This is a genomic window from Neobacillus sp. DFD-2R (assembly GCF_057747865.1).
Window position 1 is genome coordinate 3,219,207 of record NZ_CM173228.1, and the last position, 15,951, is coordinate 3,235,157.

Genomic DNA, 15,951 nt, shown 5'->3' on the forward strand with positions numbered 1-15,951 from the left:
GTAAGTAATTCCTTTTAAGTTTGATTAGTAATGACCAGTTTTTGAATAATCCAGTCTGAACACTCCCTACACAAAAAGCCGTTTTCCTTCTTAAGAAAACGGCTTTCCCTTTTTACCTTTATTGAACGTCAGACTCCAATAAAGGAATCTTCACTTCCACCCCTAATCGAGTAAGTAGTTTTCCTAGTGTTTCAAGTCCTGATTTAGGATTGATTTTGGTTTCAAGATAATAGGTCTCACCCGTTGTCGTAGATTCATAGGTATGTGTTTGCGTAAAGTTTCTATTATCCTTATGAATTGGCTTTAGTGCAATTGCGTAGCGTTTTCCTGCGTCTGTAGAGCCGAGTATAACACCTTCTCTCACCAGTTGATAAAGCGGCAACTTGTGTTCTTCAATCCATTTTATGCCTTCTTTCCAAAGCGAAGAAACACTCTCGCCACGAATGACTGTTTTACTCTCTCCTAGCTTCACGTTTATATATAGTGATTCCCATTTTTTATAACTTCTACTTTCTTGAGCAGAATCCCCTTTTTCAGCCGATACATTATTTTCAGCTGCTTTTGTCTTCAATTGTTCAAATAACTTTTCCATAGTGCCGATCCCAACATTTTCATATTTTGCAAGGATTACAAGTTCTTTTGGCAACTTCCCTACTGTTTCCATTTCATCTTGGTTTAGCTGTCTTAACAGGCTTGGAATTCCGGAGAATTCATCGGAAGTAAGTGAAACTTTTGAAAGTGATTCCGTTACCACTATGTGTTCCGCTTTATAAAAAAGGAACAGTTCACCTGGCCGTTCAAATGTAAGCTGTCTACGGACCTTTTCCTCTTCTATAAATATTTTTAATTCCTCAAAGAATAGTTCATCATTCTTTTCACTATAGCGTTTAACATGTTTGTGCAATCCTTCTAAGTTATTCGGTAATTCACTCATGATTCGTGCTTGCTGCTCCGCTCCTAATCGAATCAAATAGGTTTCTGATTTAAGGAAACGCTGAGGTAAAAGGAAAGCATCGCGAAGAAAGTATGGAACTTCTAACTTTCGGCCTTTATATGAAAGTGTACGAATCGTGGTGAACCCTGGAATTTCCTTTACTTCATTGTAATGTTCAGTCGTCGCCGCAACTTCCATATAGGCAGAATCATCTGTTGTCTTTTGAACAGGATTTCTTAAAAGTTCCTCCAATGATTTTAACCTCAATTCAAGTTCGGTCATATCATAGGATTGTTCCACACCAAGTGATGGATCTTGATAATCGGGAACATTTACATCTACGGGACCGTACACCTCGACAAACCATTTAACAATTTTGTACAATGATTCCCATGACAATAACGCTTCGGAATAGCGGAAGGCTCGTGCATTATGTGCTGCTTGGTTACCTATTTGCCGAACATAATGCAATGCGTCACGGATTTCAGGGATCAAATAACCTTTTTCGTTAAGCATGTCGAGTCGTTCTTTTAAATTTGTCCGTGGGTCATCAAATAACTGTTCAGCTTGTATAACCTGCTGCAAGATGTTTTCAACAAAGACTCTAGAATGTGTCAGCATCGTACGTGGGCTAGTGAAAATACTATTTTCCAGTTCCTTTGCGACCAGCGCTAGTTCTTTTGAAATAGGTTTGAGAAATTGATAGAAGTATGTATGGTTATCCATTTTTGTTCCTCCGGTTTTCTTTTTTATAATGTTAACTTTAGAGCTAATTCTTCCTATCAATCTAAATAATTTCAATTAGATTCACTTGTGGATCTCATTTTGACTTGTTCCGCATTTCGACAATTTACTAATTTAATATTGCTCCGCTAACCAGCTCTAACAATCCCATTCTATCGTAAAAAATCTTCCTTTTGATTCATCTAAATACTCCTTAGAGAGGTTAATGATGTTAACTATCTGGAACTAATATTTTACTAAAATCGACATTTCTATTATACAGAATTCATGTAATAATATGGATATTCAAATAAAAGATTTTTTTAATTTAGGAATTCTGTGGATGATGGTATGTTCATTGAGAAAATGGAGCTTACTAATTTTAAGTGTCATACTAGTGCCCACTATCAATTCGGCAAAACCATTCATTTTCTTGGCGATAACTTTGCAGGAAAATCATCTTTGGGGAGGCTATTGTCTTTTGCTTATTTGGTATGACGAAGCATGGATATAAAGGGTACGTAAAGGATTATTTGCAAGAAGAAAAAACCTCGATGAAGGTTCAAGTGAATCTTCTTTTGGACGATCAGGAATACATAATTTCAAGGACCATAAATACAAAAGGAACTACTTTGGCTTTTATAAATGATGGGGCAGTAATTAGGAGCGGTAAAATCACGCCTAACACAAACTTCCATATACCAAACGTATTTAAGACTGATCCATAAAAAAACTTGGTGTCAGCAACCAAGTTTTGAGTACTTCTAAATAAAATATTTTTCGAAAAAAACTTACTATATTCTCTATTTAGTTACGATAAATCTTTCACTGTAATTTTTTACTCATGTTATACCAAATGGCTCCACCATGCTTTGAACTTGAAACACCGATGTTGAGGTATCCATGTTTTTCATAGAAGCGAATAAGGTTCTCTTTACAAGTGAGTGTAATCGTTTCACGGTTTTTCTTTCTTGCTTCTTTTTCAAGATGAGCAAGTAACGCTGTTGCAACACCTCGTTTTTGAAAATACGGGGACACTGCTAATCCTAAAACGCTTTGATGACCTCCAGACGCTGGATTTGCTTTGAGATCGCTAAATAAATCATCTGTAATGAATGCTTTTTCAATAACTGGTCCATTGACTAAACCCACAATCATACCATCCTCTTCTGCTACAAAAAAACTATCAGGTATAACTTGAATTCGCTTTTCAAATGCTTCTCTCGTCGCAGCCTCTTCTTTCGTAAAACAAAGCTGTTCGATGGCTACAAGCTCAAGTAAATCTTCCATTTTTACGTTTCGAATTTTCACCATTTCCATCATTCCTCCAAATTGTACCCTACACCTAAACCTATATAAGTTCATCCTAATTTATTGACATGAATTTGTATAATATCTTGATTTAGGCAATGAATATACAAGCTGAAATCGAAAAGAGAGTTGGATGAGCTTACAGGGATTTATGGAATGTCTTGATTGATTTTACCAGCTCCAATGAATATGATTCCATAACGATTATTGGCATAAATTTCATTTTGCTCTTTTACTTTTTTTAAAAATAATACGAGTAATTTTATCTATATTTGTAAGTTTTTACAAATTATTTACTCTACTTCCATATTGGATTTACATCACCCTATTAGACTATAAATCGGTAGTTACTATAATAATTTAATAGGAGATGAACAAGTTGGATAAAAAGGCAAAAATTCTAACAGCCGTAAGTACAGTAATTCTAGGTTCTATTATTGGGTTAACCTCTATATTAAACGCAGTACCGCAGAAGGCAAATGCTGATGAAGGTATTGGAAAAGATGAAGGTAAGGATGAAAATGTATTGTTGACTTTTTCTACAGTTGGTGATTCACGTGCGGATGCTGCGCAACCTAACCTAACAGCCCAAGATAAACTTTGGCTGCAAAACACGAAGGCCCTTTCTCGTATCACAAGGGAAGTTCAAGCGCAAAAATCGAACCTGTTTATTTTCAATGGAGATATGATTATGGGTTATACCAAGAATTCAGATGCAAATGTATTAAATCGGCAATATGCTTACTGGCGAGGATTAGTTGCTAATATGTTTGAAACTGGTACATATGTGGTTCCTGTTCCAGGAAATCACGAGGTCCAGGACAAATACAAAGATGCGAATGGGAATACAGTTAAAAAGGCGACCCAAGCGAATGAAGATACTTGGAGAGCCAATATGGGCGATATCATTATGGATACACTTCGCTTTAAGCAAATTGAACGCGTGGATATCCAAAACTGGGATATGAATAATCACCCTCAAATGGGTGCCAACAATATCTCAACCGACCAAAAGCAATTGTCCTATTCCTTTGATTTGAAAGGATCTCACTTTGTGATTATCAATACTGACCCAGTTGGAAACGACAGCCATGCACCAATTGAATGGTTGAAGCAGGACATGGCAAATGCGAAGAAAAATGGTGCTAAGCATATCTTCGTTTTTGGTCATAAGGATGCATTCCCCTATGTAGCTGACACTAATACCCCTCCTTCTGCAGACGGACTAGATGCTGATCCAACAAGTAGGGATGAATTCTGGAAAGTCATTGAAGATAACAATGCTACCTATTTCTGTGGTCACGAACATGTTTTCAATGTAAGCCGGCATGGAAGCGCCTATCAAGTATTGGTTGGTTCCGGCGGCAGTCCATTTGAGGTAACCACCCCTACCGATAACCCAACAGACCGTATGTATGCATGGGCAACTGTAAAGGTTTATAAAAATGGTAAAGTTCAAGTAAACTGCTACGGATTCGACGAAAATTACGGGAAAACAAAATTAATTAAAAGCATTGAGCTTTAATCGAAAAAAGGGTCAGTTCCCAGCAGGACTTTCCCTTTTTTACTTTCCATCAGAGGCGGTTTCAGATCCGTGTAGCTCGTACTACTATCCTTATAATTCAGGTCGGCAAAAGATTGTTTCATATTTTTAACGAAAAATTCTTTATTCCCCTTCGAAATGTCTAAAACGGTACGTATATATTCCTTTGTAAACTCTAAGCGCTTCACTTCTGATTGATAGTCTTTATGGCCACGGACAGACACTTGATCTTTAGCACTCATCCTTGTCACCTTTATATGCAATTTTGCAAGCGTGGGATAATTGATTAAACAATTATTTTATACCCGTCAAGTTTAACACTATGATAAAATCCATCCTTTAAATCGCAAGGATGGATTTTTTATACGCTTTCCTTTTATTACCTTTTTGTTAATTCATATAACGATATTCCCTCAAACTATTCAAAATAGATATTTCCTGTAATAGTTCTTCACCAATATTCGTTTCTCTTACCTTTTTTCTCACGAGTTCTTTATCCACTAATCTTTTTACAGTTAATACATCCGTACCGTTACATAATACATCTTCTTTTGAACGAAAATGTTTATGAGCAACCAATTGCATACCGTAGGAATTATATAGTAAAGTGTATCCTGCAATACCTGTTACAGATTGATAGGGTTTTGAGAAACCACCATCGATTACAATCATTCTTCCATTCGCTTTAATAGGATTCTCTCCCTCAATTTCTTTCACTGGAGTATGGCCGTTTATAATATGACCCTGCTCAGGGTCGAGATCAAATTCAGCAAGGATTTTTTTGCAAATTTCTACCTTCTCACGTAAATAATAGTAAGGGTTCTTTCTCTCCTTATGCGTTTCCTTCTCCTTAATAAAGTACCTTTCAAAGGTGGTCATCTCTCTTTTCCCAAAGAGGGATGAGTATTCTCCGGCCCATAAATACCAAACCATATCTGTCGCTAGGTCATCTGTCATTTCCGGGTGTTCAAAAGCATGTCGTAAATAATATTCAAACGTATCAAGTAATTCACGGCCTGCACACGTTTTATTTCCAATCGTCATTTTATCCATACTTCCTTCTTCATCTAAAGGAATACAACCATGAATTAACAAGTTACCGTTATATTTCAAATAAAGGCTGCCTTTTTTCATGAGGAATTTCATATGTCTAGCCAGCTTTTCGGAATGCTGAACTGAAAATAACAATTTTTCTATCACTTGTTTTTCCTCATCTAATAATTGATCCGGCTGGTTTGGATTCACCGTTGAAAAGCAGCTATTTTCTAGATGGTAGGTTTTCCTATGTAGCCTTATTTCGTTCTTTTCATAATCAATTTTCTCAAGTAATCGCCTTTCTGACATATTAAAATACGGGCGCCTGTTTATAATAGGGATTTCCAGTTTGAATTGAATCATGGCAATCGCTTGATGAATTTTCGTAATTTGCAGTTGTTCATGATCAGATAGTTTTTTATCGGAATGGACCTTAGGTCTAAAAGCTGGATTGTCTTCATAGTACTTTTCCGCTAGATTCAGTAATGGTCTAAGATTGATTCCATATACGTCTTCAATAATTTCCAAATTGTCGTATCTAGCACAAATACGAATAATATTAGCCAGACATACCTTTGATCCAGCGAAGGCACCTAGCCATAGGACGTCGTGGTTTCCCCACTGTATATCAACCGAATGGTAACCGATCAGTGTATCCATAATTTTATCGGGTTCGGGTCCACGATCATAAATATCACCAACTACGTGAAGATGGTCGACAACTAATCTCTGTGTTGTATAGGCAAGACCAATGATGAGTTTATCAGCCTGAGCTAAGGAGATAATCTGCTGGACAATTTTTGAATAATAATCGTCCTTATTTGTGGAATCATCTTTTTTGTAGAGTAGCTCTTCAATTATATACATAAACTGATTCGGCAAAGCTTTACGTAACTTAGAACGTGTGTATTTGGAGGAGGCAAAAGAAATGAGCTTAATCATTCGCTCAATGATTTCTGCATACCATTGGTTTAATTCTCGTTCATTACCGATATGATTTTTTATTAACTGCAGTTTTTCCTCTGGATAGTAAATTAATGTTGCAAATTCATTCCTTTCGTTTTCAGATAAGCTATGTTGAAACAGGTCATTGATTTTCTCTTTTACCTTCCCTGAACCATTTCTTAATACATGTTGAAAGGCTTGATACTCACCATGTAAATCACTGACAAAATGTTCAGTCCCCTTTGGTAGATTTAGTATAGCTTCGAGATTAATAATTTCTGTTACTACTTTTTCTGCACTATCATATTTTTGGGCCAATAAATCTAGATATTTTGCGTTCAAAGATATGTATCCCCTTTCAAAATTGACTGTGTATTCTCCTTTTAACCAATTTCATTCATCTATTATAAGGGATAAATAAAATTTTTTTATATCTTAATACATATTTTTATAGTCTTTATTTGTAACGAAGTTAACCGTACCTTGCGGAAAACCTATGTCATATGTGCTGTAGTTGTAATTTTTTTTAGGGCTTGCCTCACGAAAATACAGTCACGTTCTCCCTTCATTTCTAGCAAAGAATGCCAGTGATGCGCTGTGGGCTATGATGGTTTATTTTGGATTTCGCTTCCTACTTACAAGGAAACACATCCTTCTTAGCATCTTGTTCAGTTTATTGCTTAGCTTTGGCTAGTTCATTTATTTATTTCAGAACATATCTTTAATTTATTAATTAAGCAGTGTTAATCACTTTCCTTTAATGTGTAAAATGAATTCAAATCCTACCGGTTTCAACCTTTCACCTGCAAAACAAAAAACACTCACAAACGTTGATTAAACGGTGTTATGCGGTTTTATCTAATAACATTTACTGGATGTAAGAAGGAATCGATAACAATAACCTGGAACAAGGTACTCAAACAGTTTTAAAGTTTGCTTGCACCTGTTTTTATAGTATCTTCATGTATCCTCAAGTACTGATAAATCAAGCTTTCTTGCTTCCTAGTGTTTTCTTGTGATTTGTAATTTTTAAAATGTGGGCACCAAGCATGGCACCTTTATAAATGTAAGAAAAATTTGGTAACGGTAGTTCATAAACATAATTATTCGTGATATCAAATGTTTCACCACTACTTTTTTTAATACAAAAAAAATCCCACCTTCCATATAGAAAGTGAGCTTTTTACAATCCTTGATTTTATCATTGTTTCATCATACCTGAACTACTTCAGTTCCCTGGTAAATTCGAAATGCTGGAACAATTGTGTCCGAAACAATTTCTTTTCCTTTTTCGCGAATGAAGTCCAATTTATAATAGGCATCAAATCTTTGGCTAATTTCCGTTTTCACAAGTTCGGGCGGAGTGACGACGATGAATTGGAACTTCAGTTTTTCGGCAACAGAGAATATCGGGTCGAGGACGTGTGCCGACGCAGCTTGTCCGAACGGATTATCACAGACTAAAGGAACCCAGCTTTGATCTGTTTCGTTTTTAACTGATAATAACATCATCATCATAACCATTCGGGCTGATAGCTTTTGTCCTCCGCTTCCATCGGATTTTGTCTTTGAACCTTGATTAATTGTCTGCCAGGTTGAATAATGTTCTCTTTGCGGTTTCCCGTACATAAAGGCATTATCCGTTCGCATATTATAGACGAGCAACTCAGGATACCGATTTCGTAGCGATACAAACAAAATTTGCTCATCACTAATGAGTTGTTTTATTTCTTGGTCTACGGCTTGATTACTACTATCAATCACATCAAATTGTTTGGTAATTTTGTTAATGGCAGCGACAAAATGCTGCTTCAGCAGCGGCTCGATATCTTCAGCCTTTTTAGGCAAAATGTCTTCTTTTAGCTGGACAAGGGGAAAGTTTCCTCGTTCATTTTTTAGCTTCATTTTTGCAATCATGGAACGAATCGCCTCTGAAATACTCATGACCTTCATGCTGGCACGGCTTGCCCAAAAGTTTTGAGCCTTTTCTGCCCTTTCCTTGTCACGTTCTAATTGTTCCAATCCACTTTGAGAAAAACGCTTCATATTTTGAACGATGCTTTGAATATGCGAATAATGCCTTGTATCCATATGATCTAATGTTGTTAATACTTCATTTTTAAAACGAATCTCCCAATCTTTTCCTTCAATTGTTAGCTTTAAATTACGCAAGCATTGCTCGATTTTTGCATGTTTCTCTTGGCCATCTTCCTGTATCGCTTGATGCTCTTCACACCAGGATAAGATACAAGCTTTTCCTTGACTCTTAACTTTTTCTAAATCCGTATCCGTAAATACTGCCGCTTCCTCCTTAAGGATAACGGATAGTGTTAACAAATCCCCTTCATAACCAGTAATGTTCGATTCTGTTTCTTTTTGGCGCTTTTCAGCCTGCTTTATTTCCTCTATCGTTTTTTTCGTTCGGTCTTTTATTTCGACTTCCTTTACTTCTAAGTCAAAGTCTTCCCATTCTTCAGGCTGTTTTTCATGTTTTGCTACTTTTTTACCTGACTTGTCACGTTGGTCGGTCGCATGCTTTAGTGACGTTTCTGCCACTGTTACAGCCGTTCCTTGTTCCCGTTCTTCTTTTTCCGCTGCTTTCGCTTCCTTCTGTGCCGTTTGCAGCATATTTTCTAATATACTAATTGGTTCATCTGGTACCGGAGCTTTATTCCATTCGTTGTTATGCGTATCAAGTTTTTTCTGTAATTTCCTTTGCTGCTTTTGTTCTGTTTCTTTTCTTGCTTGGATAACCAGTAATTCTCTAGCCTGTTCTTCTTTTGATTTTTGAAGCTGTACTAACTCTATAATGCTTCCATTTATCTCTTCTAATAAATGTGGTGATAAACGTGGTATTTCTTCACATTGCTCCGCTTTTTCATCAGTAGGAAATGCCGCTGTTTCAATAAAGACGGCGATCTCCTTTATATTTTGTTCGTTTGTAAGCTTCCATTCTAAATATGTTTGATTCCATTGGTTTTGTAGTTCAACAATATTTTTGTGCTCTTTTTCTATTTCTAACTGTTTATTGACCAAAGCTTCCTTTTGTTTCTCTTTTTCTAGTTTCACCCGTTTATTCTCTAGATATAGTGTTTTTCCTTGGTCAAATTCCTCTAAGGTTTCCACATCTCTAGTAAGCTTTTCTATCTTTCGAATTGCCTTTTGCCGCTGCTCTTTTAGCTGAAGCTCCAATTCTTTCTCTTTTTCCTGTTGTATGGTGATTTCTTGTAATTCGGTTTTCTTAGAAATAAGAGCCTTCTGTTCCTGAATCAAAGCTTTCTCGAGATCAATACAAAGCTCACTTGATATAAACCGATCAATTTCTTTTAAAATAAGGCGTAAGGAAGTTTCTGTTTTTTCAATTTCAAAAAGAGTATCTTTCTTTTCTTCTATTTGTTTAGCAATCTTTATTTTCCAGTCGGTAAATAGATTTTTATCACTTAATAGCTCTTTCTCCGTTCCATTAATGATTACAAAGGATGGCAATTGATTTTCGCTGTTCATTTCTTCACGCATGAAAATCGGAACAGGACTTTTAAACATTCTTCCTGAAAGAACCTGCTGATTAATTTTTTGCCATTGCTGCCCGCTAACGACCACCCCATATGGGAGAAGTGGATTTGCCATAAGGTGGTTCGCCATTTCCTCTGCACGTAGAGATTGGAGAAATTGAGTTCCATAAAACACATCAATGCCTGTCTTTTCATCGATCCATTGCTTTAATTCTTTCACATCTTTATTAGGAATCCAGAAGTGCTCATCATTTAAGGAATGATCCAGTTGTATTTCCCAAAGGTCTTTTTTAATTTGTTCACCTTGTTCTCTATTACTTACTAGTATCTCTTCAATCTGTATGGCATATTTCGAAAGTAGTGCGTGTGTGAACGGTGCAGTGACATTATCTAATAATCCATGGAGCCTATCTAATAGTTTTGTTTCTTTTGGCTTTTGCTCTTCAATTGCAGCCTTTAACTCTTCGCATTTTTCTTCTGAAAACTGAATCGATTGACCGAGCGTACCATGTGACGTGGCAAGTTGATTTTGCCGACCATTAGATTCTTTCTCTTTTGCTTGAAGCTCTTCAAACAAGGCCTTTTTATCATCAATTTGCTTAGAAAGAAAGTCAATAAAGCCCTTTAAGTCATAGGTTATACGGTCGCCAAACTCTTTGATGAGCGCTTCTTCCTTAGAGTCAAATGTATGGATTTGAGTATATAAAAAATCAATTTCAGTACTAAGCTGAGCAATCTCTTTTGTCTTTTGTTTATCATGTTGCGACAGTTCGTTTCCTTTTTTCTTTAAAAACTTTTGATATCCCAAATACTGCTTTACAGCTTCTTGTATGGATAGATAAGAATGCTCCCATTGCATTTTAGCTTCTTTTTTGATTTCATCCATTCTTTGATTCACTTGCTCTAAGCCACTATTTTGTTCTAATGTCGCTATCTGCTGTGCAAGAGTGTTAATACTTTGTTCGTTTTCACTCCACTCTTTCAATAAAGTCTGAAAGGCTAGCTGTTCTTTTCTTTCCTGTTTCTCCTGAACGATTGCTTGAAAGGAAGTATGCTTATTCCTTTCTTCTACTAATTTCTTCTCCCAATCTAGTACCTCTCTATGAGCTATGGCGTAGTCTAAGTTGTCTTTTTGAAAGCGTAAATCTGCTTGTATAATCTTTAATTTTTCAATGTCTTTCTCTAAAGTAAGCAGCCTTTCCATTTCCGATTGCTTCAAATGCTCTAAAGCTCCAAGCAGTTGTCTTCCAACCTTAATACTGCCATTAACAATTTCTTTATGCTCTATACCTTTTGCTAGATTCTCTTCAAAAGGGACAATGTCTTCTAAAAATTCCTTATGTGCTTGCTCTCTTTTTAAGAGAACAGGCAAATCCTTCGCGATACTTGCCTGACTCTTGAAAATCTCCACAAGATCGTTCTTTTGATGTTCCGTCCGATTCAAGACTTGGCTAACAGTAGGAATGATTCGTTTTTGGAACAGGGAATGATCATCCTCAGCTCCCTCAAAGAATTTCCCAACGCCGCCTTCATCCTTGTTAATGTCCTTCATAATATCCCAGTCTTTACGGTTAATTCCGTATGTATCAAGAATGCGATAGTGCTTCTTCGTATCTCGGTAAACGTCATATCCATTCCATTTTAAATAGTCCTTCAAGCTTTCGGTGTCAGCAACCTCATCATTTTCATAGAGTGGAATATGCTCAAGCGATGCCTCTTCCTTTCGTTCAAACTCTCTTGTATAAAAGGTAATATTAGGGAGAATCTTCGCTTCCTGTTCCAAAGTTTTGCTTTCATTTCCACTTTCTTCACTCATTGAAATTCGCTGTTCGGCTGAAAACATTCCACCAGTCACCAGATGCCGGCGGTCAGAACCGTCCAATTCCCATTGAATGAGAACATGAAAGGTATATGGAATAAATTGCTCTTTATTATTAAAAAAGAACTGCTGATAATAACGATTGTTTTGTTTTCCCCATGAGGTACCAGGTTTAAGTATTTGAAAGATTGTTTGAAGGAATACACCTTTCCCACCCCCATTCATCATCGCAATGAGACCATTTGTTGATGTCTCCTCATTATGGAAGTTAAAAGTGGTATCTTTATATTGCTTTTGCATGCCATCATACTTTAGGCCAACAATTCTAATTCGATGGATTTTCGGCATGCTCATCCTCCTCTGTAGTCATTAATTTTTTAAATAATTCATAACGATCATAATCGTGATACAGGTATTCAATTCGCTCAAAAAGCTCAGTTTTGGGAATCACCTTTGGAATATCATCCCGATCAAGAATAACGATCAAGCCCTCAGTCTCTAATAAGCGCATAGCACTGGCAATTAAACCGATTCTGGTTCGTCTATTGGCTTTTTTAAACCCATAATCTTCCGTGTCTACCTCCATGTATTTCCATGTTGTCACAACTTCCTTCATATCGATTCGTTCTTCTTCTCCGAAGGCGGGTTTAGCTTTAAGTAAGCTATCCCAATTCATCATGAGATCGTTGACTTGCCGTTCTAATGCGTAGTAGCTAATCCCTTCCCGTTTCGTTCGGATTTTTGCAGCCTGGTTGCGGTCTATTGCTGCTAAAAAAGACATAATGACAACGCTAATAAGATGAAAGTGCTTTTTCGTTTCGATTTGCTTATGCTTCTCCTTCAAATGTGTAAAATTTGTAGCAAAGACCGAGCCGGTTGGCTGGACAACTAAATGGATCCGCTTTGGCGATTCAATGATATATGTACCTGATTCGTCTGCTAATAATAGGACAGTCTGTCTTACTTCCGGATCAAAATACGTTTGGAAGTGTTCGCTATTTTCGTCGATTACTTTATCTTTTAATAACGAAAAATAGACAGCTGATGCTTTTTTGATTGATTCTGCATTCATCATTTCTCCTCCTGTACACATATCTTAAAAGGGGTAATTTTCATTTGATACCATAGGAATGGCTCCGCTCGATGATCAAACATGGTAAAGATTTTCAATCCTTCAAACTCTTGAAATTGCGGATATTCCTTCATTAGTTTATAAAGAAGGATTTCCCTCTCGTCACTTAATGTTTCTTCCTTCCGATGCAGCACTTGAACCTTCAGCGGCTTTTTATCAAACATCATCCATAAATCAATCGTTTCAGATTCTTCAAACCATAAATCCTGCACATCTAATGGAAGCGTCGTTAAATCAGCTAACGAAAACTCTCCATATGTTTGTAAATATTGAAAAACATAACTCCATGCCTTAATTACAGAGTCCCAGTTCGTCACTCGCAGACGAGTAATGCTTTCTTCTGCCTCTTCTTCGATTACAGCATCTGTTAGTTGTTTTTCATCAAATTCTTGTTCACCCCAAATCCAATCCAGCGGTAAAATAAATTCATTTTCCGGTGAAAATAAAGGAGAAAGTACTCTTTCTATAGAATCGAAACGATGAAATCCTTCCTTCATTAACCAATTTTCATAAAGATGTTCTCGAAATGAAACCAGGCTGGTTTCCCAAAATAACGAAGGGTTTTCCGCTTTTAATTTCATCTCATATGAGATATTTTGAATAACAAGCTTGGCAAAACGGTCATGCAATTGCCTTGTATGGCCAATTTTTTCTTGGAGAAGAATCAATTCTTTCTGAATATAATCATCTTCTTCATTTCTACGTTTCGTTTTTTCTATCATGCTAGTAATAGTCCGGAAGTGGTTTTTTTCTTCTTCAAATTGCTTTTCAATTTCAACACGATTGTCGGCCCTTTGCCATTCTTCTTCAATTAATAAGATTTTAGGATTGTTAATCATTTCCTTTTGAAAGGTGAATTCTTTTGCCATTAAGCGGTTTACGCGTGAAATGAGGTGATCGAGGTTTCGAGTAGCTTTTCTAAAATTACCATTTTTAATCAGCTGCATACTATAGAGTTGTTCTATCGTTATTGAGAATTCCTCAGCCATTTCCCTGCTCATAAAAATCATTTCCTGAGAGACATCTGTGAGTTTATAAACAATCGATCCACCCATCTCTAAATTCGTATATAATTCATCCATCATGACATATCGGAATGTTTGCGTTTCCCATGATTGTCTTATTTCATCGTAATATAAGGCTTCAAACGGTTTACTATACTCTTCTTTTCCCTGATATAAAAGCCCGCTTGTAATCCGTTCAATTTGCTTATCGTCTGCTAAAAGCTTCATTTGCTTAATGGAATCCTCTACCATATACTTGATATCTGATTTGCGTCTAGTATCATCATCATTTAATTCTCTATAAAAGATTGTCAAGAGCACTTGCATGAGAATCGTTTGGATATGAGGCTTCAGCTCTCCTACTTCCATTCCCCTGCCAAGTTCAAACAATGGATTTAATCTTTGCATTCGCTGGGCGAAACCTTCCCATGATTCGTTCACATCCATCTCCTCCATGTTTCGATTGTTAAGACTTCTTGAGGGATTCGTTTATTTTCCTGCCATAATTGCTCTAATAACGCTTTCTCATCTTCAGTAAACCATTGCAAGAATAAATCACGGTATTTGAGGTTTTGTGTTTGACCCATTTTCTGGTCATTCCTTTGCTCTAGACATTCGAGCATTTTTCGATAAATTTTTAAGGCAGGCTGAATACAGCAATCCGGATATTTTTCTATAAGCCGTATGATGATACCGTATCCTGCGGCATCAATATCTCCTGCGTAGTAGAAAAGATAGGATTTTGGCGGAAACATCCGAAAGAAAAAGGAAAAGCTCCGTTCAATTTTTGTGCCTTCACCATAAATGATTAGTTCAGGTTCATAATCGAGTTTATTCGCTTCCAATAATTTAATGGAAGTATGAAAGAAAGATAGATTTTCGACGATTAGTACTCTCTGAATATCTTTCATTTCTTTCCCTTGTTTCATCCAAAATACAAAAGGCTCCCCATAGTTCACCATTTTTAGTTGGTCTTCTACTATTCCAATTCTAGCTAAAAAGCTTTTTCCATCAGGAAAGCTATCACTATCAATTAAAAATTTTTCATGGCCAAAGAGCTCCAGGCTTCTTTCTTCTATTGATACGATTTCCCGTTCCTGACTGGATTGGAGAAAATTATATAAATTCTGGATTCGATTCCATTCGTCTTTCGTTTGCCATTCGGGATGCCGTTCATAATAGGAAAAATCAAACTGATCACTTAATTTCATCATCTCGAGACGATCCCATTTGTCAGCCTGAACTTTTATATTTACCCAGTAATATAAGGCAAGCGCTGGTGTTCTACCATTGTATTGATTATTTTGAATAGGGATAAGTTGTCCTTCAGCTTGCAATGTTTCTATTGCACGAAAAAACAAAGAATAACCGTCCATTTCAAAATAATCATCCAATAACTTGCGTAACTGAAGTTCTAAATCATTAATATTTATTTTCTTTTTCTGTTTAGGGTGTTGAATATCTCCAATAAAACCTCTCACCCGTGTTTCAATGACATCGATTGTACTCACCTACTTAAATCTTCTTAGTATCATGAATAGACTCCTAATACCCATTTTGGGCATCCTTATATTATAAACTAGTTGTGTTATTGTTGGTAAATGAATTTTTCTTAAAAGAATTGTAGAATGCAAATGAACCAACACGATCGTCACGGAAGTTTGAAATTGCACTATACATAAACAAAAAAACCGCATCAGTGAAAAAATTCACCGTGCGGTAAGTAATGATTACGGTTGGCGGGACTGCGTGGGAATCGAACCCAACAGACCTGGCACGCAGGTCTCAAGCAGTTTTGAAGACTGCGGAACACCACACGTGACTTTTTATTTGAGAATTCCTCTTCACCCACCTATTATCCAATATAAATACTTTAATTTAAAAGCTTAATCAATTATTAAGCTCATGTATTTGCTGTTAGTTATCTAAAAAAGACTGTCAAGAATTTCTCAACAGTCCATTTGTTTATAATTGTTTTGTTTTTCTCATCTAT

At 36.4% G+C, this 15,951-nt stretch carries 10 protein-coding genes; 2 read left to right on the forward strand and 8 right to left on the reverse strand.

The window, feature by feature from the left end; translation table 11 throughout:
• Positions 1-118 precede the first annotated feature (118 nt).
• Positions 119-1,660 (reverse strand): DUF4145 domain-containing protein, encoded by a 1,542-nt coding sequence (locus AC3ANV_RS16215; RefSeq protein ID WP_488309730.1) that lies wholly within the window; start codon positions 1,658-1,660, stop codon positions 119-121.
• A gap of 822 nt (positions 1,661-2,482) precedes the next feature.
• Complete coding sequence (locus AC3ANV_RS16220; protein ID WP_488309731.1) at positions 2,483-2,971, reverse strand: GNAT family N-acetyltransferase; 489 nt, start codon at positions 2,969-2,971, stop codon at positions 2,483-2,485.
• A gap of 376 nt (positions 2,972-3,347) precedes the next feature.
• On the opposite strand from AC3ANV_RS16220, the gene AC3ANV_RS16225 reads away from it, so the two are divergent.
• Positions 3,348-4,493: a metallophosphoesterase family protein gene (locus AC3ANV_RS16225; RefSeq protein ID WP_488309732.1), complete on the forward strand. Its 1,146-nt coding sequence runs from the start codon at positions 3,348-3,350 to the stop codon at positions 4,491-4,493.
• Here AC3ANV_RS16225 and AC3ANV_RS16230 read toward each other — a convergent pair.
• Both AC3ANV_RS16230 and AC3ANV_RS16235 read right to left on the reverse strand, forming a co-directional pair.
• On the reverse strand, positions 4,490-4,753 hold the full coding sequence (locus AC3ANV_RS16230) for a hypothetical protein (protein ID WP_488309733.1): 264 nt from the start codon (positions 4,751-4,753) through the stop codon (positions 4,490-4,492). The two genes, AC3ANV_RS16225 and AC3ANV_RS16230, sit on opposite strands and share 4 nt — an antisense overlap.
• Before the next feature lie 148 nt (positions 4,754-4,901).
• The gene (locus tag AC3ANV_RS16235) at positions 4,902-6,833 is read right to left on the reverse strand and encodes a fructose-1,6-bisphosphatase (protein WP_488309734.1); all 1,932 of its coding nucleotides are present in this window, start codon (positions 6,831-6,833) and stop codon (positions 4,902-4,904) included.
• Positions 6,834-7,098: 265 nt separating this feature from the next.
• Here AC3ANV_RS16235 and AC3ANV_RS16240 point away from each other — a divergent pair, with 265 nt between their 5' ends.
• Complete coding sequence (locus AC3ANV_RS16240) at positions 7,099-7,185, forward strand: hypothetical protein (protein ID WP_488314255.1); 87 nt, start codon at positions 7,099-7,101, stop codon at positions 7,183-7,185.
• A 518-nt stretch (positions 7,186-7,703) separates the two neighbouring features.
• On the opposite strand, the gene AC3ANV_RS16245 is transcribed toward AC3ANV_RS16240, so the two are convergent.
• Genes AC3ANV_RS16245 through AC3ANV_RS16260 form a run of 4 tightly spaced genes read right to left on the reverse strand, consistent with a single transcriptional unit; the run spans position 7,704 to position 15,469 of the window.
• Positions 7,704-12,170, reverse strand: coding sequence for a hypothetical protein (locus tag AC3ANV_RS16245; protein ID WP_488309735.1), 4,467 nt, complete (start codon positions 12,168-12,170; stop codon positions 7,704-7,706).
• Positions 12,148-12,897 carry a DUF6063 family protein gene (locus AC3ANV_RS16250; RefSeq protein WP_488309736.1) on the reverse strand — a complete coding sequence of 250 codons (750 nt, stop codon included), beginning with the start codon at positions 12,895-12,897 and terminating at the stop codon, positions 12,148-12,150. The genes AC3ANV_RS16245 and AC3ANV_RS16250 overlap by 23 nt, the downstream gene beginning before the upstream one ends.
• Positions 12,894-14,405, reverse strand: a complete 1,512-nt coding sequence (locus AC3ANV_RS16255) for a hypothetical protein (protein WP_488309737.1) — start codon at positions 14,403-14,405, stop codon at positions 12,894-12,896. The genes AC3ANV_RS16250 and AC3ANV_RS16255 overlap by 4 nt, the downstream gene beginning before the upstream one ends.
• A complete protein-coding gene (locus AC3ANV_RS16260) occupies positions 14,396-15,469 on the reverse strand; it encodes a Wadjet anti-phage system protein JetD domain-containing protein (protein WP_488309738.1) in 1,074 nt (357 codons plus the stop codon). Before AC3ANV_RS16260 ends, AC3ANV_RS16255 begins: the two co-directional genes overlap by 10 nt.
• Positions 15,470-15,951: the final 482 nt, after the last annotated feature.